At 60.4% G+C, this 19,048-nt stretch carries 20 protein-coding genes; 7 read left to right on the top strand and 13 right to left on the bottom strand.

Annotated features, from left to right (window positions below):
- Positions 1-9: 9 nt before the first annotated feature.
- The 3 genes from VNT00_RS15765 to VNT00_RS15755 form a co-directional block, all read right to left on the bottom strand.
- Positions 10-1,020 carry a hydroxyquinol 1,2-dioxygenase gene (locus VNT00_RS15765; protein ID WP_325589178.1) on the bottom strand — a complete coding sequence of 337 codons (1,011 nt, stop codon included), beginning with the start codon at positions 1,018-1,020 and terminating at the stop codon, positions 10-12.
- A 78-nt stretch (positions 1,021-1,098) separates the two neighbouring features.
- Complete coding sequence (locus VNT00_RS15760) at positions 1,099-1,605, bottom strand: cupin domain-containing protein (protein ID WP_325589176.1); 507 nt, start codon at positions 1,603-1,605, stop codon at positions 1,099-1,101.
- A 144-nt stretch (positions 1,606-1,749) separates the two neighbouring features.
- On the bottom strand, positions 1,750-2,697 hold the full coding sequence (locus tag VNT00_RS15755; protein ID WP_325589174.1) for a LysR family transcriptional regulator: 948 nt from the start codon (positions 2,695-2,697) through the stop codon (positions 1,750-1,752).
- Positions 2,698-2,982: 285 nt separating this feature from the next.
- On the opposite strand from VNT00_RS15755, the gene VNT00_RS15750 reads away from it, so the two are divergent.
- From VNT00_RS15750 to VNT00_RS15730, 5 genes are all read left to right on the top strand, one after another.
- On the top strand, positions 2,983-4,149 hold the full coding sequence (locus VNT00_RS15750) for an ABC transporter substrate-binding protein (RefSeq protein ID WP_325589172.1): 1,167 nt from the start codon (positions 2,983-2,985) through the stop codon (positions 4,147-4,149).
- Between the two features lie 203 nt (positions 4,150-4,352).
- The gene (gene azu, locus VNT00_RS15745; protein WP_325589170.1) at positions 4,353-4,802 is read left to right on the top strand and encodes an azurin; all 450 of its coding nucleotides are present in this window, start codon (positions 4,353-4,355) and stop codon (positions 4,800-4,802) included.
- A gap of 454 nt (positions 4,803-5,256) precedes the next feature.
- A complete protein-coding gene (locus VNT00_RS15740; RefSeq protein WP_325589168.1) occupies positions 5,257-7,245 on the top strand; it encodes an acetoacetate--CoA ligase in 1,989 nt (662 codons plus the stop codon).
- Positions 7,246-7,285: 40 nt separating this feature from the next.
- Positions 7,286-7,747: a MarR family winged helix-turn-helix transcriptional regulator gene (locus VNT00_RS15735; protein WP_325589166.1), complete on the top strand. Its 462-nt coding sequence runs from the start codon at positions 7,286-7,288 to the stop codon at positions 7,745-7,747.
- Between the two features lie 131 nt (positions 7,748-7,878).
- Positions 7,879-8,304 (top strand): universal stress protein, encoded by a 426-nt coding sequence (locus tag VNT00_RS15730; protein WP_325589164.1) that lies wholly within the window; start codon positions 7,879-7,881, stop codon positions 8,302-8,304.
- Between the two features lie 74 nt (positions 8,305-8,378).
- Here VNT00_RS15730 and VNT00_RS15725 read toward each other — a convergent pair whose 3' ends face one another.
- From VNT00_RS15725 to VNT00_RS15700, 6 genes are all read right to left on the bottom strand, one after another.
- Positions 8,379-8,813, bottom strand: a complete 435-nt coding sequence (locus tag VNT00_RS15725) for an EamA family transporter (protein WP_325589163.1) — start codon at positions 8,811-8,813, stop codon at positions 8,379-8,381.
- 18 nt (positions 8,814-8,831) lie between these two features.
- Positions 8,832-10,211, bottom strand: coding sequence for an ATP-binding protein (locus tag VNT00_RS15720; protein WP_325589161.1), 1,380 nt, complete (start codon positions 10,209-10,211; stop codon positions 8,832-8,834).
- Positions 10,187-10,852 (bottom strand): response regulator transcription factor, encoded by a 666-nt coding sequence (locus tag VNT00_RS15715; RefSeq protein ID WP_325589159.1) that lies wholly within the window; start codon positions 10,850-10,852, stop codon positions 10,187-10,189. The genes VNT00_RS15720 and VNT00_RS15715 overlap by 25 nt, the downstream gene beginning before the upstream one ends.
- A gap of 28 nt (positions 10,853-10,880) precedes the next feature.
- A complete protein-coding gene (locus VNT00_RS15710; RefSeq protein WP_325589157.1) occupies positions 10,881-11,648 on the bottom strand; it encodes a COG4705 family protein in 768 nt (255 codons plus the stop codon).
- Between the two features lie 161 nt (positions 11,649-11,809).
- Positions 11,810-12,658, bottom strand: a complete 849-nt coding sequence (locus tag VNT00_RS15705) for a slipin family protein (protein ID WP_325589155.1) — start codon at positions 12,656-12,658, stop codon at positions 11,810-11,812.
- A 51-nt stretch (positions 12,659-12,709) separates the two neighbouring features.
- Positions 12,710-14,077, bottom strand: a complete 1,368-nt coding sequence (locus VNT00_RS15700) for an NfeD family protein (protein ID WP_325589153.1) — start codon at positions 14,075-14,077, stop codon at positions 12,710-12,712.
- Positions 14,078-14,180: 103 nt separating this feature from the next.
- Between VNT00_RS15700 and VNT00_RS15695 the strand changes: the two genes are divergently transcribed.
- Positions 14,181-14,414 carry a hypothetical protein gene (locus VNT00_RS15695; RefSeq protein ID WP_325589151.1) on the top strand — a complete coding sequence of 78 codons (234 nt, stop codon included), beginning with the start codon at positions 14,181-14,183 and terminating at the stop codon, positions 14,412-14,414.
- A gap of 42 nt (positions 14,415-14,456) precedes the next feature.
- Here the strand turns inward: VNT00_RS15695 and VNT00_RS15690 are convergent, their stop codons facing one another.
- From VNT00_RS15690 to VNT00_RS15675, 4 genes are all read right to left on the bottom strand, one after another.
- Positions 14,457-14,843: a DUF488 domain-containing protein gene (locus VNT00_RS15690; RefSeq protein ID WP_325589149.1), complete on the bottom strand. Its 387-nt coding sequence runs from the start codon at positions 14,841-14,843 to the stop codon at positions 14,457-14,459.
- A 65-nt stretch (positions 14,844-14,908) separates the two neighbouring features.
- Positions 14,909-16,306 carry a class II fumarate hydratase gene (gene fumC / locus VNT00_RS15685; protein WP_325589147.1) on the bottom strand — a complete coding sequence of 466 codons (1,398 nt, stop codon included), beginning with the start codon at positions 16,304-16,306 and terminating at the stop codon, positions 14,909-14,911.
- 102 nt (positions 16,307-16,408) lie between these two features.
- The gene (locus tag VNT00_RS15680; protein WP_325589145.1) at positions 16,409-17,461 is read right to left on the bottom strand and encodes a type I glyceraldehyde-3-phosphate dehydrogenase; all 1,053 of its coding nucleotides are present in this window, start codon (positions 17,459-17,461) and stop codon (positions 16,409-16,411) included.
- A gap of 7 nt (positions 17,462-17,468) precedes the next feature.
- Complete coding sequence (locus VNT00_RS15675) at positions 17,469-18,239, bottom strand: SDR family oxidoreductase (RefSeq protein WP_325589143.1); 771 nt, start codon at positions 18,237-18,239, stop codon at positions 17,469-17,471.
- A 167-nt stretch (positions 18,240-18,406) separates the two neighbouring features.
- On the opposite strand from VNT00_RS15675, the gene VNT00_RS15670 reads away from it, so the two are divergent.
- Complete coding sequence (locus tag VNT00_RS15670) at positions 18,407-19,015, top strand: glutathione S-transferase family protein (protein ID WP_325589141.1); 609 nt, start codon at positions 18,407-18,409, stop codon at positions 19,013-19,015.
- Positions 19,016-19,048 lie beyond the last annotated feature (33 nt).

Raw genomic sequence — 19,048 nt, 5'->3', positions numbered from 1 at the left:
ACTCCTTGCTTAAAACGTAACCGGCACCTCGGGCGATTCGCCCTTCTGGATTTCGTACACCAGATTGGGAGAGCCGTTTTCCCATACCAGCAGCATGGAGCGTTTGGGGCTGAAGCCTTGATGGCGGCAATAGGCGGGCATGGCGGCCATGTCGCCCGCCTTCATGATGACCCGGGCCAGCGGCTTGCCGGTGTCGCGGTGCGAGCAGTCCCAATGGATTTCATCGGACATCTGGAAGAACCACTCGACCCTGTCGTTGCCGTGGATGATGGGCAGTATGTGCTCCTCGGTGGTGGGACACATGTAGCTGTACTTGACGACGGAAGTGAACGAGGGATTCCAGGTGACTTGCGAGCGCGATAGAAAGCCGAACAGGTTGAAGGCGTGCACTTCGCCCTCGAAGCCGGGCTCGGGATGCAGCTCTGGCTCGGCCAGATCCACATCGGCGAAAGCCCGGTTGACCGGCGCGCCGCTGGCGTCCGAGCGCAGCGAAAGATCGTCCGTCATGCCGACGCAGCGGGTGGCCAGCTCACGTTGCCGATGAGTGGCGGCCTTGTTGTCCCCATGCTTTCTGCCGTAGGGGCTGCCTGTCTCCTGGGGAGCGGCGAAGGGGTCGAATCCTTCGTTGGTCCAGTCGTCGAGCATTTCGACGAAAATCTCGCGGATCTGCTCGGTGGGAAAGTTTTCAAGCTTGTCGACGCCGGCTTCCTTCATGGTGGCGTTGAACGAACCAGCGAACAGGTCCACCGATTTATAGTGGTTGACCGTGCCCAGGACATCGTCGAAGTTGACCCAGCCGTAGAAGAATCCCCAGGCCACATCGCGCATGAGGGCGCGCAGATAGCTGCCGACGTCCATGCTGTGGCTCATGGGGCGACCGTCGCGAGTCGTCCAGGCAATGTGGGCGAAGTACTCGTCGCGCCGGAAATTGAAGGAGCCCAGCGTAAAGGACCGGTACCCCATGACGGGATCCGGCTTGCTGATGTCGATGGTGTGTTTGATTTCTGCAGGTGCGTTCATCTCACCCTCCAGTAGCGTGAATAAATCAATGAGTGATGCGCCGGGGCACGCCCGGCGGATTGGTATCGAGGCGCCGGTTCAGGCCGTCTGGCAGATGTCGGCCCAGCGTTCCTGCGACAGCTCGCCCTTGCAGGTTTGCAGCACAACGACCGAGGGCGAGGCCGAACGGAACTGGTAGGCGGTGTTCTTGGGCAGCATGCCCTGATGGCCGCGCGACAGTTTCATCCAGCCCATTTTTTTTCCCTTGGGCTCGCCGGCCACCAGTTGGGCGCCGTTCTTTTCCTGGTCCTGGACTTGCTGGCCGGGATCGAGCTTGATCAGATGGATCTCGACCTCGCCGTCCATGCACAAGGCGAATTCGTCGTGCGCGCAGGTGTACCAGGGCGATTCGCCCTCGGCGCGCAGCGTTTCAAGGACGTAGATCTGGTTGATGGCGGTAACGATTTTTTCGTAAGGCCGGGCGTTGGCGGCCACTTCGAAGCAATTGGAAAAGGCGTAGTGCCTGGCATCGTCCCCGATAATTTCCACACGCCCTTTTTCGTAGCGGTCGATGGAACCGAATTGGGTGTGATAGGTAGCGGGCATGGCTTGTCTCCTATGTCTGAAAGCATATTGATTATGGTTTTTTTGTATGTGCTGTCAGTGTAAGAACTGCTGCCCTTCTTGAGTAGGCTTCGATTTCCGATTGGATTGTTTGCGTTATCAGAACAATTGCGCAGGCCAGGCGAGCTATTCGATGTTTGTCGTCGGCGTCAGCAAGCCTTTGGCGATCAGTGCGGTGTCCCAGGGCTGGTCGTCGGAATAGCGCGCCAGCAGGCTTTCGATGAACAGCCGCAATTTGGCGCCTCCTCGGTGGCTGCGCGAATACACGGCCGAGAACCAGAACGACGACAAAGGCCAACTGGGCAGAACCGGCACCAGTTGCCCCTTGACCAGCGATTTCGAAGCCACCAGGGTGGGTATGCAAACGATGCCCGCGTGTTCGCAAGCGTATTCGTTGAGCAGGTGGACGCTGTTGGAAAGCAAGGCCGGCTTGAGGTCGAGGACGATTTTCTGCGGCGCCCCCTGAAACACCAGCTTGTCCCGCGTGGGGTAGCCGGAATACAGCCCCAGCCTGTGGCCCAGCAGATCCCGGGGATGGCGCGGCGTGCCATGTCGCGCCAGGTAGGCCGGCGAGGCGCAGAATACGCGGCGCAGCGGGAAGATCTTGCGTTCCACGAGGTCTTCCGACGAAGGGCGGAAGATTTGCAGGGCGCAGTCGAAGCCCTCTTTGATGGGGTCGACCACGGCATCGTTGACGAAAATGTCGAGCACGATTTCCGGATAGCGTTCCTGGAACTCGCGCAGATGCGTCGCCATATGGCCCAGCGTGAATCCCGGCAGCGCATGCACCCGCAGGCGGCCAGCCAAGGACCCCTTGAGTTCGCGCATCTGGTCGGTAAGCGCGTCGGTGCGCCCCACGAGGTCGATGCAGTCCTGCAAAAAGGCCTGGCCGACTTCGGACAGCCGCACATTGCGGGTGTTGCGATGGAACAGAGGCGCGCCGACGAATTCCTCGAGCTGCTGCACCCGCGCCGTGACCACCGACTTGGACAGCCGCATCTGCCGGGCGGCTTCGGCAAAGCTCTGGGCCTGCGCCACGGTGACAAATGCCTCGATGGTGAGAAAGCGATCCATATCCCGAATAATAAAGAAACATGCCGGCGCTGGGCAACAGCGCGGCGGACAATTTTCGCAGCGGGTTTGCGGTTCATGGAACGCTTATTCGACGAACGCAACTATAGTATGGTTTACCCCAGAAATATAACTATAGTTCTTGACCCGTATTTTTTTACAGCGTAGAGTCCACCCTGAGTTATGCTCTGCGCCATCGGTCCCGGACAGCTCCATGCGATGGCGCGCTCAGGGCTGTAAGCTCGAATAAAAAATACGATTCAGTCCTTATTTATCCCAGGAGGATGCATGAAAGTCCACTTCAAATTGGCTGCCCTTGCGGCCGCGACCACGTTTGCGGCGTTGAGCGCGCCCGCCATGGCCGATATCAACGTCGGCATTTCGCTGTCGTCGACGGGCCCGGCGGCCGCGCTGGGCATTCCGGAAAAAAATACCGTGGCCTTGCTGCCGGACACCATCGATGGCCAGAAGGTCCACTACATCGTCCTGGACGATGCCACCGACGCGGCCCAGGCCGGCAAGAACGCCCGCAAGCTCGTCAACGACGACAAGGTCGACGTGATCCTCGGTTCGTCCTCCACGCCTCCTTCCGCGGCCATTGCCGAAGTGGCCAACGAAAGCAAGACACCGCAAATCGCCGTCGCGCCCCTGGAGCTGCCGCCCAACAAGAACGAATGGGTCTTCCGCGCGCCGCAGCACATCCGCCTGATGGCCGAAGCGCTTGTCGAGCACATGAAAAAACATGGGGTGAAGACCCTGGGCTTCATCGGCTACACCGATGCATACGGCGAAAGCTGGCTCAAGGAAATGACCAAGGCCGCAGAGGCCCAGGGCATCAAGATCGGCGACGTCGAGCGCTTCAATCGCACCGATACCAGCGTGACCGGCCAGGCCGTGAAGCTGGTCGCCTCCAAGCCCGACGCCATTCTCGTCGTGGCCTCGGGCACGCCGTCGGTACTGCCCGAAGTCACCCTGAAAGACCGTGGCTTCAAAAAGCAGATCTACCAAACGCACGGCACGGCCACCAAGGAATTCATCCGCGTAGGCGGCAAGGCTGTCGAAGGCACGATTCTGCCGGTTGGCCCGGTGGTGGTCGCCAATCAACTGCCCGACGCCAGTCCAACCAAGAAGCTCGGCCTGGACTACACCAAGCGCTACGAAGAAAAATACGGCAAGGGTTCGTTCTCGTCGTTCGGCGCCCAGTTCTACGACGCCTTCCTGCTGTTCAAGGCAGCTGTGCCCGTCGCGCTGAAAAAAGCCAAACCGGGCACACCCGAGTTCCGCCAGGCATTGCGTGACGCCCTCGAAAACTCGAAGGAAGTCGTGGCCACCCACGGTGTTTTCAACATGACGCCCACCGACCACTTTGGCCTGGATGCTCGTTCGCGCGTCTTGGTCGAAGTCAAGAACGGCGACTGGAAACTGCTGAAAGACAGCGTCGCCACCAAGAAGTAATTCCATTGCCTCCGGCGGCGGCCCTGCCGCCGCCTTGCGCACGGCCGGCCCGCCTTCACAGGCGGGCTTTCTTTTTCATTGATCGAGATCAATGCCTGAAAGGGGCTTCGTGACTAGAATGGATTCGAGGAACGCGGGCCGTCCATGATCTATGGGTTCATTGGCCTCGCGCATATTGTCTATTCGTCACAACGGAGCTTCTCATGATCGTAAAAATTGCCTTGGCCTCTCTGCTTTCACTCGCCGCCCTGCCCAGCCTGGCTGCGCAATGCGAGGCAACCATCGAAGGCAACGACGCCATGCAATACAGCACCAAGGAAATCGTCGTCGATAAAAGCTGCAAGGAGTTCACCGTGCACCTGAAGCACGTGGGCAAGCTGCCGGCGGCCGCCATGGGACATAACTGGGTTCTGACCAAAAGCGCCGACATGCAGGGCGCGGCCACGGACGGCATGTCGGCCGGGCTCCCCAACAACTACGTCAAGGCGGACGATGCGCGCGTCATTGCGCATACCAAGGTCATCGGCGGCGGCGAATCGGCCTCTGTCACCTTCGATGCCTCCAAGCTAGAAAGCGGCCAGGACTACACCTATTTCTGCTCCTTTCCCGGACACTGGAGCCTCATGAAGGGCGTGCTCAAGCTGGGCAGCTGACAATCGAATTATCCACAAACTCTGTGCATAAGTGGGCCGGCAAGTCATGGTTCCGCCACACAACGGTAACACTTGCGCGGGCTGGAGGTGGGTTGGTTAAAAATCATACAAGCATGTTGCCCCCCACGCTGCGCCGCTAACGCGGCTTGCTGCCCCCCCAAGGGGGGCGCTTTTTGCCTTGGGGCGGCCCGGCGGCAAAAGTTGCCCCCACGCCGCGCCGCTGACGCGGCTTGCTGTCCCATGATCGGGGCTTTTCGATTCATGGTTTTCCCTAGTGCGGATATCTGGACGATTCCAGGCTTCTTTCAGTATGATATTAGTTATGCTTAATAAGCATTATGTGTCATAAGCATTTGGTTCCAACCTTGTCCTGCACGTAAAGCGCGGCGTCGTTGGGCGACGTGCTTTCGTCATGCTTCATCTCCAATCAGCCCATATCAAGGACACCCGCTCAATGACCATCAACCAGGGCGACGAGCTTTGGCGCCCAAGCGCCGCTCAGATCAGCGAAACACGATTGGCCGCCTACATGCAATGGCTAGGCTCCCGGCACAACATCAAGGTCGAGAACTACCAGGACCTGTGGCGGTGGTCGGTCGACGATCTGGAAGTGTTCTGGGCCTCCATCTGGGAATTCTTCGATATCCAGGCCGACGGCGACCCCGCGCGGGTGTTGCCCGTGGCCAGCATGCCGGGCGCCAAGTGGTTTCCCGACACGCGGCTCAATTATGCCGAGCATGTGTTCCGCAACGCCACGGCCTCCCATCCCGCCCTTGTCTCGCGCTACGAAAACCGCGAATTGCGCCAAGTGTCGTGGCAAGAACTCGAGGCCGCAACCGGGGCCCTGGCGGCAACCCTGCGCGGCATGGGCGTATCGGCCGGAGACCGGGTCGTATCGTACATGCCCAATCTGCCGGAAACGGTGGTGGCCTTCCTGGCTTGCGCCAGCATAGGCGCCATCTGGTCCAGCTGCTCGCCGGAAATGGGCGTTTCCGTGGTTGTGGATCGCTTCCAGCAAATCCAGCCCAAGGTCATGTTCGCCGTCGACAGCTACAGCTATAACGGCAAGGTGCACGACCGCAGTGCAACGGTGGCCGAACTGGTCGAAAAACTGCCCTCCATCACCAAGGTCGTGCACGTAGCCGGCCCCAACTCGGCAACACCGGAAAAAACCTGGCCCGATGCGCTGCCCTGGGAACAGGCCGTTGCCACGCCCTCCCCCCTTGTCTACGAGCGGCTGCCGTTCGACCATCCCTTGTGGATCGTGTATTCGTCGGGCACCACGGGCATGCCCAAGGCCATGGTGCATGGCCATGGCGGCATCGTCCTGACCCACCTCAAAACCATGCAGCTGCAGCACGACGTCCGCCCTGGCGACCGCTTCATGTTCCTGGGCAGCACGGGCTGGATCGTCTGGAACCTGATGGTGGGCGGGCTGCTTTCCGGCGCCACCGTCATCCAGTACGACGGCAATCCCACCTACCCCAATTCCGAAACGCTGTGGCGTTTCATCGACGAGCAAAAAGTCACCCATTTCGGTTGCGGCGCCGCCTTCCTCATCCAAAGCAAGAAGGAAGGCATAGCACCCAACGCCCTTGGGCGCTTCGATGCGCTGCGCACCATCAATTCCACCGGATCCCCCCTGCCCCTGGACGCCTACGAATGGGTCTATGCCAAGGTCAAGTCCGATCTATGGCTGGCTTCCATCAGCGGCGGCACCGACATTGCCTCGGGCTTCGTGGCCAGCGCAGCCTGCCTGCCGGTCAATGCCGGCGAAATCCAGTGCCCGGAACTGGGCGTCGCCGCCTATGCCTACAACGAGGCGGGGCAGCCGGTGCTGAACGAAGTCGGCGAACTGGTCATCGTCAAGCCCATGCCGTCCATGCCGCTGTATTTCTGGGCGGACGAAGGCGGCAAGCGCTATCGCGAAAGCTATTTCGGCGAATTCGAAGGGGTATGGCGCCACGGCGACTGGATACTGTTCACCGAACGGGGAACCGCCATCATCTACGGCCGCTCCGACACCACCATCAATCGCTACGGCATACGCATGGGCACCGCCGAGATCTATCGCGTCGTCGAAGCGCTTGCCGAGGTCAAGGACAGCCTGGTGGTCGACCTGGAATACCTTGGCCGCCCTTCCTTCATGCCCCTGTTCGTGGTGACCCGCCCGGGCGTCGCGCTGGACGACGGGCTCAAGGCGCGCATCAAGGAGCAAATCCGCAGCAAGGCATCGGCCCGCCATGTCCCCAACGAAATCTACCAGGTGGATGAAATCCCCCGCACACTGACCGGAAAAAAAATGGAACTGCCTGTTCGCAAGCTGCTGCTGGGTTCGCCGGCTGAAAAAGTTGCCAGTCCCGACGCGATGTCCAATCCGCACAGCATGCGGTATTTCGTCGAGTTCGCCGAGCAGCTTGCCAAACAGCCCGCCGGCGTCTAGGGCCTGTTAACAGGCCCTAATCCGCGTTCGATATTTGCTCATGAGTTCAAGGGAAAGCACCTCGGCGGCCGAAGCGCCCCTGGATCAAGGCCCCATGCCTGATCTGGTGGGCTACAACTGCAAAAGGGCCTTTATTGCCATCGATCCGTTTTCCGACGAGCGTATGGCGGGATACCAATTGCGCTCGACGGATTTTGCCGTGCTCAATCTTTTGTATTTCAACCCCGAGGTCAGCCAGAAGCAGGCGGCTTCGGGAATCCATGTGTCGGCGCCCAACCTGGCTCCCATCCTCGACAGACTGGAATCGCGGGGGCTCGTCCAGCGCCGGCGGCATCCGGGCGACAAACGCTTCCAGGCTCTGTCGTTGACCGCCGAAGGCCGGCGGCTGTATGTCGAGGCCGAAAGAGCAGCGCTGGAAATAGAACACGAAGCGACCCGCATGCTGAGCCCGTCCGAACGCAAGCAGCTGGTCGCCCTGCTGCGAAAAATCTACCTGGCGTAATCTCCGGCGCCTTCGGCATAATGCCAATGATTTACCATTCACCCAGACATGCCGTTTTCCATTACGATCATTACGATATTGCAGCGTCGCACATCCACGCCCTACCGCCATTTTTTCCATAGAGGTTACCCATGAATGTCCTGCTCGTTCCCATCGATGGATCGGAATCGTCGCTCAATGCCCTGCGCAGCGCGCTGGCCATGCTCAATAATGGCCGGGACGGCCAGTTGCACGTCATCAGCGTGCAGCCGCCAATCTTGTCGGGCAACGTCAAGCGTTTCATTTCCAGCGAGATCATCGACGGCTACTACGCCGAGGAAGGCGAAAAAGCCCTGGAGGGCGCCCGCGAACTGCTGCGCGGCTCCGACGCCGCCGCGACCATCAGCGTGCAAGTCGGCCCCGTCGCTGAAACCATCGTCGAATACGCCAAAAAACACGAGTGCAACCACATCGTCATGGGAACGAGAGGCATGGGCCGCGTCAAGGGCCTGCTGCTGGGATCGGTCACGACCAAGGTGCTGAGCCTGGCGGAGATTCCCGTCACGCTGGTCAAATAGTACCGGTTCCCGCAGGCGGGCGGCCGTGACGCGACCGGTCCGCCCTTGTCCCGATCGGGCGATTGGAAGTTAGCTCAACGCTTGAAGGCCAGCAGCAGAACACCGCCGGCAACCATCGCTATGCCCGACCACTCGCGCAACGATGGGCGCTCGCCCAAAAAAGCGAAGGCGAATACCGCCACCAGGACGATACTAAGCTTGTCCACCGGCGCGACCTTGGAGGCTTCTCCGATTTTTAGAGCTCGAAAGTAGCATACCCAGGATGCGCCGGTAGCCAGGCCCGATAACCCCAGGAACAGCCAGGTCGATGGCGAGAGATCGAAAGGATTGGACCATTTCCCGGAGTAAAAAACGAATGCCGACAAAACCACGATAATGATTGCTGTGCGAATCAAAGTCGCCAGATCGGAATCCACGCCTCGAAGCCCTATCTTGGCAAAAATGGCCGTCAGGGCTGCAAAAACTGCCGACAGCACCGCCCAATAAAACCAACCGCCCGATGTCACCATGTTTCTTCTCCATGGTTTTTACGTGCTGGTTGATCGAAAGCCATCCGCCAGCGGAATGAAAATACGAATGCGTAGTCCCGATCGGCTCGATTCGTCCGAAAACCCTAGTTCTATCGTTGCCCCGACTCGATCCGATATGGTCTTGACGATGGAGAGCCCCAGGCCCGAGCCTCTTTGGTCGCTGCCAAGAATACGGTAAAAAGGATCGAAAGCCCGTTGCCGCTCGGCGACGGGAATGCCTGGCCCGCTGTCCTGAATGGCAAGCACGGCGTGCCCGTCGTTGATGGCAACCGACATATCGACCCGGCCGCCTTCCGGAGTGTAGCGGATCGCATTATCCACCAGATTCCTGACCATTGCGATCATATCCAACCGGCTTATCATTACCAGGCCGTCCTGTTCCCCCTCGACGCCGATGTCGATATGCCTGGCTTCGGCAAGCGGCATGAGGTCTTCCAGCACACGGCGGTAAATGTCGTGGATGGATACCGGCAAGATGGCCTGTTCCGCAGGCGACTGAGCCTTGGCCAGGGCAAGCATTTGATCGAGCAGATTGCGGCTGCGATCGATCCCTTGGCGCAACAGCGCCAGTCTTTCCCGTGTGGGACCGGGTAATTCTGCTTCGGCCAAGCGCTCCGCCTGCAGGGACAACGCCGTCAACGGCGAACGCAACTCATGCGCCGCATCCGCGACGAACCTGCGCTGAGACGCCATGGATTGCGCAACGCGGGCAAAAAGATGATTGATTGCGATGATGAACGGGCGTACTTCGGCGGGAAGATGTTTTTCGTCGATGGAATGCAGGTCCTGATCGGTGCGTTGCTCGATTTCCGATGCAAGGGCGACAACAGGGCGAAATATCCTGCGAATCAGGTTCGCAACAATCAGCAACAAAACGGGGAGCAGGATAAGAAACGGCATTACGGTACGCAACGCACTGTCGAGGGCGATATCGTCTCGGGCGTCGGTTTCCTGCGCCACGGCTATTTTCTCGTTGTTGGCCGTCGTCTTGGCCAGCACTCGAAACGGTTTGCCGCCGGCCTCCACCGTATGCAGCCCATCGGACAATGTATTCGGCAGCGGCAAGGGCGTTCCTTCTGCTTCCTTGCCGCTGGTTTGCTTGCTGCTGGACAGATACTGGACAATGACGCGCGAGTCTTCATCGCTATGCGGGGATCGTCCTCGATCCCCGAGATGTGGCAAGGGAAGGTGCTGTTGATCGAATAGCGCGGCGATTTGCCGCAGCGTATCGTCCTGCAGTTCGTGTGCTTCGTCGAAAGCCGACACAAAAGAAAAAACACCCGCGACCATCGCGACCAGAAAAATGGCCAATGACAGGCAAAGCGATAACTTGAGCTGAATCGACGCCGTGTCTACGTGCTTTTTGAAACCATCCATCCCGCTCCCCTGACGTTTTTGATGACTTCGCTGCCCAGCTTTCGCCGCAATGAATGGATAAGAAATTCGACGGCGTTGCTTTCGACCTCTTCCCCCCAGCCATAAATGCGATCCTCGAGATCACCACGAGACAAAATGGCGCCGGGTCTTAGGAGCAGAGCCTGCAAGAGCGCAAACTCGCGATTGGAGAGCCGTACCGCGCCATGGCCTCGAACCGTCGCCTCGCGAGTGGCCATGTCGAGTGAAACAACGCCATTGCCAAGCACAGGAGACGCGTTCTCACCCTTGCGGCGCAAGACGGCGCGCATGCGGGCCAACAGTTCGGACATCTCGAAAGGTTTAAGCACATAATCGTCGGCGCCGCCATCCAGGCCGCGCAGCCTGTCCTCCAGCACGTCGCGGGCAGTGACGATGACCAAGGGAACGGGGTTTTCGCTAGCGCGCAGGTCAGCCAGCACATCCAGGCCGTCTTTGCCGGGAAGTCCAAGATCCAGCAATACCAGGTCATAGTATTGGCCGCATAAAGCTGTAAGAGCGGCCAGGCCGCCCTTGACCCAGTCGACCGCATAAGCGGCATCCCGCAAAGCACTCTGAAGGGCCTCCCCTATCATGGGGTCGTCTTCAACCAGCAATACCCGCACCCGCCACCTCGTACGATGAAGATTAAACTCAATGCGCCGTTCTGGCCGCATGTTGTCGGAACAACGCGATGGCGACCAGAATAAAAGCCAGAAGCGCCGCGGATGCAAAGTAACGGCTTAGCGCCAGGCCACCCGCATCGAGCGGCTTATCGAGAAAATCGCCAAGCACTGCGCCAAGCGGCCGGGTCAGGACAAATGCCGCCCAGAAAAGCAAGGTTTTCGATATGTCGGTCAAATAGTAAACCACGACGACCAATACCAGCATCGATCCGAATACAACGGCCGCGCCGGTATAGCCTAACCCGGCTGTGTCGGCCGTCCAATCGCCCAGCGCGGTACCCAAGGTCTGGGAAAACATGATGGTCACCCAGTAGAACACTTCCGCCTTTGGCGAGCAGATGGTGTTTACCGAGACAGATCCAAGGGTGCGAAACCATACGAACAGCGAACCAAGCAGCAAAACCAGCAGCAGGGCCGAGCCGCCCGCGTACCCAATGCCCAACGATCTGTCCGCGAAATCAGCCAGGGTCGTACCTACCGTCGTGGTGGCGATAATCGTGGCCCAATAGCAGAACGGCCGAAAACTTTTGGACTTGATCTGCATGTAAACCATTGCGAGAAATATCGCTCCGAAAATAGCCGTGCCTACCAGATAGCCAAGATTCATCGACATCGAAACGGCGTCTCCGCCGGTTTCGCCAAGCGTTGTCGCCGCAATCTTGATGATCCAGAACGAAAGCACCACCTCGGGGACTTTGCTCGACCAGGAGGCAGTCGGGGATGAAGAGCCAGTCATTTTTACTTCCAGCCTTGAAGATAAACGTGTGGAAAGTTTAGCGAGCCAAACTTAGCCCAGACATAGGTCGCGCCGCAGCGCGACCATCCGCGTTCGGCGTGAGCATGAAATCTTCGATGACAAATCCGGATGATTTGATCCAATCTGGAAGCAGAAACCCCTCAGGCGACCGGATCGATGCGGGGCGGCAGATCGGGTTTCGGAGTTCCCGGCGCGGCGGGCGGCGCTGGCGGCACGCTTGGCGTTGCGCCATGGCCCATGAAGTTCGTCAGCAGATCGATGGGCACGGGAAAGACCAGGGTCGACGTCTTGTCGCCCGCAACCTGGGTCAGGGTTTGCAGATAGCGCAGTTGCATGGCCGACGGCTGGAGCGCCAGCGTTTCGGCGGCTTCCATCAGGGCCTGCGCCGCCTGCTTTTCACCTTCGGCATGTATGACCTTGGCGCGCCGCTCTCGCTCGGCTTCGGCCTGGCGCGCAATGGCGCGGATCATGTTTTCATTCAGGTCGATGTGCTTGATCTCGACGTTGGTAACCTTGATGCCCCACGAATTGGTCTGTTCGTCGAGTATTTTCTGCACGTCCAGGTTCAGCTTTTCGCGCTCGGACAGCATTTCGTCCAGCTCGTGCTTGCCCAGCACCGCGCGAAGCGTGGTCTGCGCAAGCTGGCTGGTGGCCTCCAGGTAGCGCTCGACCTGGATAATGGCCTTTTCGGGCGAAATGACCCGGAAATACAGAACCGCATTGACCTTGACCGAAACGTTGTCGTGCGAAATGACGTCCTGGCTGGGAACGTCCATGGTCACCACCCGCAGGTCTACCCGTACCATCTGCTGGATGCCGGGAATGACGAATATCAGGCCCGGGCCCTTGACCTTGCTGAAGCGTCCCAAGGTGAAGATGACGCCGCGCTGGTATTCGCGCAGCACCTTCAAAGCATTGAGCACGATGATCAGGACGATGACGATGACGGTAAGAAAACCGATGTTCAGGCTATATAGGCTGTAGAGCATTTGGGATCCTCCTTGATGCCACGGCGTTGCCCCGGCAAAGTTGAAACGGTTTCAGTCTTGCTTGCGATCTGTCCGTGCGCGTTCGACCAGCAGTGTCAGGCCTTCGATGCCCGTGACGCGCACACGATCGCCCGGAGCCAGGGGTTCCTCATGGCGAACCCGCCAGCTTTCGCCCTGGATGTCGGCATAGACGGCATCGTGGCCGGCGGCGGACACGATGCCCTCCTTTCCGAGCATGTCTTCGCGGCCGCTGACGACGGGGCGTTTATGGGCCCGCGCGGCCACCGTGCCCACAATGATCAGGAAGGCCGCGCTGCATAGCGCCACGGCGGCAAGAAAAGGCAAAGACAGATCGTATCCTGGCACGCCGGTGTCGGTCAGAAACAGCCCACCCAGGATGAAGGCGACAACGCCGCCCGCGCCGACTATCCCGAAACTGGGCAGGAAGGCCTCGGCCACCATCAGCGAGATGCCCAATCCCAGCAAGGCTACGCCGGTCCAGTTGACCGGCAGCAACTGGAATGCGTACAGGCCCAGCAGCAGGCAAATAAGACCCGCCACGCCCGGCAAGGCCAGGCCCGGGTTGATGAACTCGTAGAACAAGCCGTAGATGCCCGCCATCAGCAACACCAAGGCCACCTGCGGATTGGCGATAAGGGCCAGCAACTGGCTGCGCCAGCCCGGCGTCTCATGCACGATCCGCGCATCGCGGGTATGCAGCACGACGGAACCTTGCGCAAGCTTGATCTCCCGCCCGTCTACCTTGGCGAGCAGTTCGTCGAGATTACCGGCGACGACGTCGATGACATTGTTCTTCAAGGCGTCGCTGGCCGTCATGCTGGCCGCATCCCGCACCGCGCTTTCGGCGAACTGGATGTTTCGTCCCCGCAATTGCGCCAGGCTGCGTATGTAGGCGACGGCATCGTTGGCGATCTTGGTGCTCATGGTGTCGTGGCCGGAGGCGGGCGACAGCCCGCCGATCTGCACCGGAGAAGCCGCGCCCAGGTTGCTGGCGGGCGTCATGGCCGCAATGTGGCTGGCATACAGGATGAAGGTGCCGGCGCTGGCCGCGCGGGCGCCGCCGGGACTGACGAAGGTGGCGACGGGCACGGGCGACGCCAGAATGGCCTGCACGATGGTGCGCATGGAAGTGTCGAGGCCGCCCGGCGTATCCAGTTGAATGACCACCAGGGCCGCCTTGTCGCTGGCGGCCTGCGAAATGCCCTGGGTAATGAAGCCGGCGCTGGCCGGGCTGATGATGCCGTCGACACGCAGATCGACAACTACGGGCTGGCTGGATTGGGCAAGCGCCTTGGCGCCCGCCGCGCCCAATAGCGCCGCGCCGGCGCCAATCGCCGCGAAACAAAGAATTGCCACGGCGCGACGTGCCTGGACGACTTGCCGGAGTACCCTGAACATATCGGGCTCCTTATGTTTTACGGCGCGGCCCCGACCATGCCGTATTCAGGGCCTGTTAACAGGCCCTAGGGCCTATTAACCCATATTAAGGAGTCGCGAAGCCATGAAAAATCTGACGGATCCAGGCGCCGGGCGCAGCGCGTATGTCGATACGGACAAGCCCGGCAACGCCGAGCCGGCGGTTTTTTCATGGCTTCCCGCAGGGTTGGGGCTGAAACCGGCCGCTCGCGGCGTTACCTCTCCTCGCAAGGCATTGAGCCTTGCTGCGGGAGGCGCCTGGCGTTCAGCCGGTTTCAGCCCCAACGCGATCTCCTTAATATGGGTTAACAGGCCCTAGACCAGTATAGTCCTTCGGACGCCCCGCCTCGAATTTGAAATGCTATTTTTTTGCCGCGGCGTTGAGCACGCGCTGCATTTCGGCGGCGAGAATCACGGCTTGATTGTGCTCGGGGTCTTTGGCGCCGTAGACCAGGGTGATGGTGGATTTCGGGCTTTGGGCGCCCACTTCGCGCATGCGCTCTTTTTGCTCGGGAGTTCGCAGCTCTTGTTCGTAGCTTTCGCGAAAGCCCTGCCAATTCTCCACCTTGTGGCCGAACCAGGTCCGCAACGCCGGCGTGGGCGCCAGATCCTTGCACCATAGGTCGAACTTGAACTTTTCCTTGGAAAGCCCCCGCGGCCAGAGCCGGTCGACGAAGACACGAAAACCGTCGCTGTCCTGCGGTGCCTCGTAAGCCCGACGGATTTGAATATGGAAGCGACGGTTCATGGTTTACCTCTTGTGCAAAGTTCACATGGGTGAATGCCCTCGCGGGGGGAGCGGTGGCGCCGGGGCTAGCTGCTATGCGTCATCTCGATGGGCACTATCCATTGATCGTACTGCGCCTCGGTGACCAGGCCCAGGGCCAGGGCCGCCTGGCGCAAGGTGCTTTTTTCTTTTTGCGCCTTCTTGGCGATGGCCGCCGCGTTGTCGTAGCCGATATGGCGATTGAGCGCCGTGACCAGCATCAGGTTCTTTTCCAGATTGTGCTCGATGGTCTCGAGGTTGGGTTCGATGCCCACGGCGCAGTGGTCGTTGAAGGCCAGGCAGGCATCGCCAAGCAGCTCGATGCTTTCGAGCACGTTGTGCACCATGACAGGCTTGAACACATTGAGTTGGAAATTGCCCTGGCTGCCGGCAAACGCCGTGGCCGCGTCGTTGCCGAAGACCTGCACGCAAACCATGGTCATGGCTTCGCATTGCGTAGGGTTGACCTTGCCGGGCATGATGGATGAGCCGGGCTCGTTGTCGGGAATGACGAGCTCGCCGATGCCGCAGCGCGGGCCGCTTGCCAGCCAGCGCACGTCGTTGGCCATTTTCATGAGGCCGCCCGCCATGGTTCTGAGGGCCGCCGACATGTTGACCAGCGCGTCGTGCGCCGACAGCGCAAAGAACTTGTTGGGCGCCGACCGGAATGGCAGTCCCGTTATACGCGCCATATGGCCCGCGGCAACCTCGCCGAAGCGCGGATGGGCGTTCAGGCCGGTTCCCACCGCCGTGCCGCCGATGGCGAGGTCGTATACGCCGGGAAGCGCCTCACGCACGCAGCCCAGCGAGAAATCCAGCTGGGCGACCCAGGCGCTGATTTCCTGGCCCAGGGTGATGGGGGTGGCGTCCTGCAGATGGGTCCGGCCGGTCTTGACCACGTTCTTGTATGCCTCGGCCTTGCCGGCCAGGGTGTCGCGCAATTTGCCCACCGCGGGCAGCAGGTGGTTGTTGACTTCCTGCGCCACGGCGATGTGCATGGCGGTCGGGAAGGTGTCGTTGGAGGACTGGCCGCGATTGACGTGGTCGTTGGGATGCACGGGGGTCTTGCTGCCGCGCGTGCCGCCGGCCAGCTCGATGGCGCGGTTGGAGATGACCTCGTTGGCGTTCATGTTCGACTGTGTGCCCGAACCGGTCTGGAACACCACCAGGGGAAACTCGGCGTCGAACTTGCCGTGCTCGACCTCGCCCGCCGCCTGGATGATGAGGCGTGCCAGATCCTGGGGCAGTTCGCCCAGCTCGGCGTTGGCTTCGGCCGCGGCTTTTTTGAGGATGCCCAGGGAGCGGATGATGGGCCGCTGCCACTTGAAACGAGCCACCCCTATAGGAAAGTTCTGGATCGAACGCTGAGTCTGCGCGCCCCAATACCGTTCCGCGGGAACTTCGATGGGGCCCATTGAATCAGTTTCTGTACGTGTGGATGCCATGACAATTTCCTTGTGCCGATTTAAGAAGCCGATGTCCGGATTTACCGTCAACTATACGCCAGGCGGCAGATCCCCAAGCGAGTAACCCGCCTGTCGAAAGGATTACCGGGCATGCGTTTGGGCACCCGCCGGGAGCTTCGCCGACCAGGCTGCGGCGGCGTCCAGCATGCGGTTGACGAAGCCCCACTCATTATCGAACCACACGAACAGATTGGCAAAGCGGCTGCCATTGACCCGGGTCTGGCTGCCGTCGATGATGAATGAGCACGGATTGTGGTTGAAATCCACCGAAGCATGGGGGTTGTCGGAATAGCCGGCCAGGCCTGGACTGGCGTTGGCCGCTTCCATCATCAGCGCGTTCAGGCCTGCCGTCGTGACGTTGCCGCCCAGATTGACCATCAGGTCGATGGCCGAGACATTGAGCGTCGGAACCCGGATGGCCTTGGCCTGCACCCGGCCGGCCAGTTGGGGCAGCAGGCGCTCGACGCCACGGGCAAGTCCGGTGGACACGGGAACGATGGACTGCATGGCCGATCTTGTGCGGCGAAGGTCCGAGCTGTGGTAGCCGTCGATGAGAGGTTGGTCGTTCATGACGGAGTGCAGCGTGGTGAGGCTGGCCTGCTCGATACCGAACGATTCGTCCAGCAATTTGAGCACCGGAACTATGGCGTTGGTCGTGCACGAGGCGTTGGACACCAGTTGTTCGCCGCCCGAAAGGCCGTGGTGGTTGATGCCGTAGACCATGGTGAAATCGATGTCGGCGGCGCTGTTGCCGGGATGCGAAAGCAGCACGCGCGGGCAGCCCGCCTTGAGGAACCGGGTCAATTCGTCGCGCGCCCCATAGCGGCCGGAGCATTCGACCAGCATGTCGATGCCCAGGCCGCGCCAGTCGACCTCTTCGGGTTCCGACGCATGCGTGACCCGCACCGTTTCACCGTTCACGATCAGGCAATCCGTGCCCTGCTCCACCGAACCGTGAAAGACGCCGTGCGTGGAGTCGAAGCGCGTCAGGTATGCCATGCTGGCCAGGTCGGCCGGCTCGTTGATGGCGACGATGCGGAATTTGTCCTTGAAGGGAGACTCGTAAAGGGCTCGCAGAAAGCAGCGGCCGATGCGGCCGTAACCATTGATGGCCAGGCGAACGGGAGTAGTCATGTAAAACTCAGAACGTAATGGAAAAACCGCCGTCGACGACCAGGATGTGCCCGTTGACGTACGAGGCGGCGGGAGACGCCAGGAAAACGGCGGCTCCGGCAATTTCATGGGGCTGTCCCCAGCGCCCAAGCGGATTGCGGGCCGCCACGGCCGGCCCGCGAACCGGGTCGGCGGCCAGGCTCTGGTTGGTCTCGGTGACGAAGGTTCCGGGAGCTATGCCGTTGCTGGTGATGCCGTGCTTGCCGAACTCGACCGCCAGCGCCCGGACCAGGCCCGTCAGTCCTTGCTTGGCGACCGGATAGATGGCGTCGCCGGGACGCGCCAATTGCCCGGCAATCGACGTCAGGGTAATGATGCGGCCGGCAATGCCGCTGTCCGCCATGGCCTGCGCCGCAAGCTTCGACAACTGCACGCCCGCCACCAGGTCGATATTGATGAGTTCGAGAATTTCATCGAGGCTGGCCTGGGCCAGGGATTTGCGGATGCGCACGCCGACGTTGTTGACCAGGATGTCGGGCGTCCCCCGCTCGTCCTGGATTTTTTTATAGTGATCCTGCTGCTCGCGCAGGCGGCCGATGTCCATGACCAGCGGATAGGCGCTAAACCCTTGGCTGGCCAGGCGTTCGACGGCGCCGTTGACACGCTGCTCATCGCGTCCGTTGATGATGACGCTGGCGCCGCTGGCGGCGTAGGCTTGCGCGATGGAAAAGCCCAGTCCCTGCGCGGAGCCCGTGATCAGGGCCAGTTTGCCGCGTAAAGAAAAGTCCGGTGCGTCCATGTTGGTTCGAGCCTGTTGAATCGGGTTGCGCCGCAGGCGCGTGGAAAGCTGGGTGGACGGCGGTGCTTGATCGGCGTCCGGTACCTGGATTATGTTAACAGAGCGTCAGGGGATAGAATTGGAGCTTTGCTGTTCAATCTGGACAATCTCATCAAGAAGGAAGAGGAATGAAACTTTATTACATGACCGGCGCTTGCCCATTGGCCTCGCAAATCGTGCTGGAATGGATAGGCACGCCCTACGAGCTGCAATTGGTCGAGCGCACGGCTTTGCGCAACCCTGAATTTCTGGCATTGAATCCGGTCGGATCGGTTCCGGTCCTGGTCGACGGTTCGCTTACCCTTACCCAGAATCCCGCCATCGTCGAATACCTGCTCGAAAAACACCCCGAAACGGGACTGCATGGCAAAACCCCCGAAGAGCGCGCCGAAGTGCGCCGCTGGCTGTCGTTCTGCAATTCCGATCTGCACCGCACGTTCTCGATGATCTTCGGCGCCGCCTCGTACAGCGAAGACCCCGCCGTGCAAAATATCCTTACGCAAAAATCGGTCGATCGCGTGCAGTTTCTTTTCGGCGTGGCCGACAAGAACCTGGAAGGCAAGCAATACCAGGCCGGCAACCGTTCCATTGCCGACCCCTATCTGTACACTATCTTGCGCTGGGCCAAGGCCAAACAGGTGGACTTCTCCGACAAGCCCAATCTTTCGGCGTTCTTCGACCGCATGGACGCCGACGCCGGCGTGCAGGCGGCGCTCAAGAAGCAAGGTCTGGCATAAAGCGCTTCCAGCCTTGGGGCCCGCGCGCCCCGA

The organism is Eoetvoesiella sp. (genome assembly GCF_035555955.1).
Classification (GTDB): Bacteria; Pseudomonadota; Gammaproteobacteria; order Burkholderiales; family Burkholderiaceae_B; genus Eoetvoesia.
This window is presented reverse-complemented; position numbering and strand designations above follow the sequence as displayed.

Excerpts from the sequence above, each read along its gene's own strand:
- VNT00_RS15705 (WP_325589155.1), bottom strand. The coding sequence starts at position 12,658 with ATGCTCTACAGCCTATATAGCCTGAACATCGGTTTTCTTACCGTCATC.
- VNT00_RS15765 (WP_325589178.1), bottom strand. The coding sequence starts at position 1,020 with ATGAACGCACCTGCAGAAATCAAACACACCATCGACATCAGCAAGCCG.
- VNT00_RS15690 (WP_325589149.1), bottom strand. The coding sequence starts at position 14,843 with ATGAACCGTCGCTTCCATATTCAAATCCGTCGGGCTTACGAGGCACCG.
- fumC (WP_325589147.1), bottom strand. The coding sequence starts at position 16,306 with ATGGCATCCACACGTACAGAAACTGATTCAATGGGCCCCATCGAAGTT.
- VNT00_RS15750 (WP_325589172.1), top strand. The coding sequence starts at position 2,983 with ATGAAAGTCCACTTCAAATTGGCTGCCCTTGCGGCCGCGACCACGTTT.
- VNT00_RS15695 (WP_325589151.1), top strand. The coding sequence starts at position 14,181 with ATGAAAAATCTGACGGATCCAGGCGCCGGGCGCAGCGCGTATGTCGAT.
- VNT00_RS15725 (WP_325589163.1), bottom strand. The coding sequence starts at position 8,813 with ATGGTGACATCGGGCGGTTGGTTTTATTGGGCGGTGCTGTCGGCAGTT.
- VNT00_RS15670 (WP_325589141.1), top strand. The coding sequence starts at position 18,407 with ATGAAACTTTATTACATGACCGGCGCTTGCCCATTGGCCTCGCAAATC.
- VNT00_RS15760 (WP_325589176.1), bottom strand. The coding sequence starts at position 1,605 with ATGCCCGCTACCTATCACACCCAATTCGGTTCCATCGACCGCTACGAA.
- VNT00_RS15710 (WP_325589157.1), bottom strand. The coding sequence starts at position 11,648 with ATGACTGGCTCTTCATCCCCGACTGCCTCCTGGTCGAGCAAAGTCCCC.
- VNT00_RS15675 (WP_325589143.1), bottom strand. The coding sequence starts at position 18,239 with ATGGACGCACCGGACTTTTCTTTACGCGGCAAACTGGCCCTGATCACG.
- VNT00_RS15700 (WP_325589153.1), bottom strand. The coding sequence starts at position 14,077 with ATGTTCAGGGTACTCCGGCAAGTCGTCCAGGCACGTCGCGCCGTGGCA.
- azu (WP_325589170.1), top strand. The coding sequence starts at position 4,353 with ATGATCGTAAAAATTGCCTTGGCCTCTCTGCTTTCACTCGCCGCCCTG.
- VNT00_RS15680 (WP_325589145.1), bottom strand. The coding sequence starts at position 17,461 with ATGACTACTCCCGTTCGCCTGGCCATCAATGGTTACGGCCGCATCGGC.
- VNT00_RS15730 (WP_325589164.1), top strand. The coding sequence starts at position 7,879 with ATGAATGTCCTGCTCGTTCCCATCGATGGATCGGAATCGTCGCTCAAT.
- VNT00_RS15740 (WP_325589168.1), top strand. The coding sequence starts at position 5,257 with ATGACCATCAACCAGGGCGACGAGCTTTGGCGCCCAAGCGCCGCTCAG.
- VNT00_RS15735 (WP_325589166.1), top strand. The coding sequence starts at position 7,286 with ATGAGTTCAAGGGAAAGCACCTCGGCGGCCGAAGCGCCCCTGGATCAA.
- VNT00_RS15755 (WP_325589174.1), bottom strand. The coding sequence starts at position 2,697 with ATGGATCGCTTTCTCACCATCGAGGCATTTGTCACCGTGGCGCAGGCC.
- VNT00_RS15720 (WP_325589161.1), bottom strand. The coding sequence starts at position 10,211 with ATGGATGGTTTCAAAAAGCACGTAGACACGGCGTCGATTCAGCTCAAG.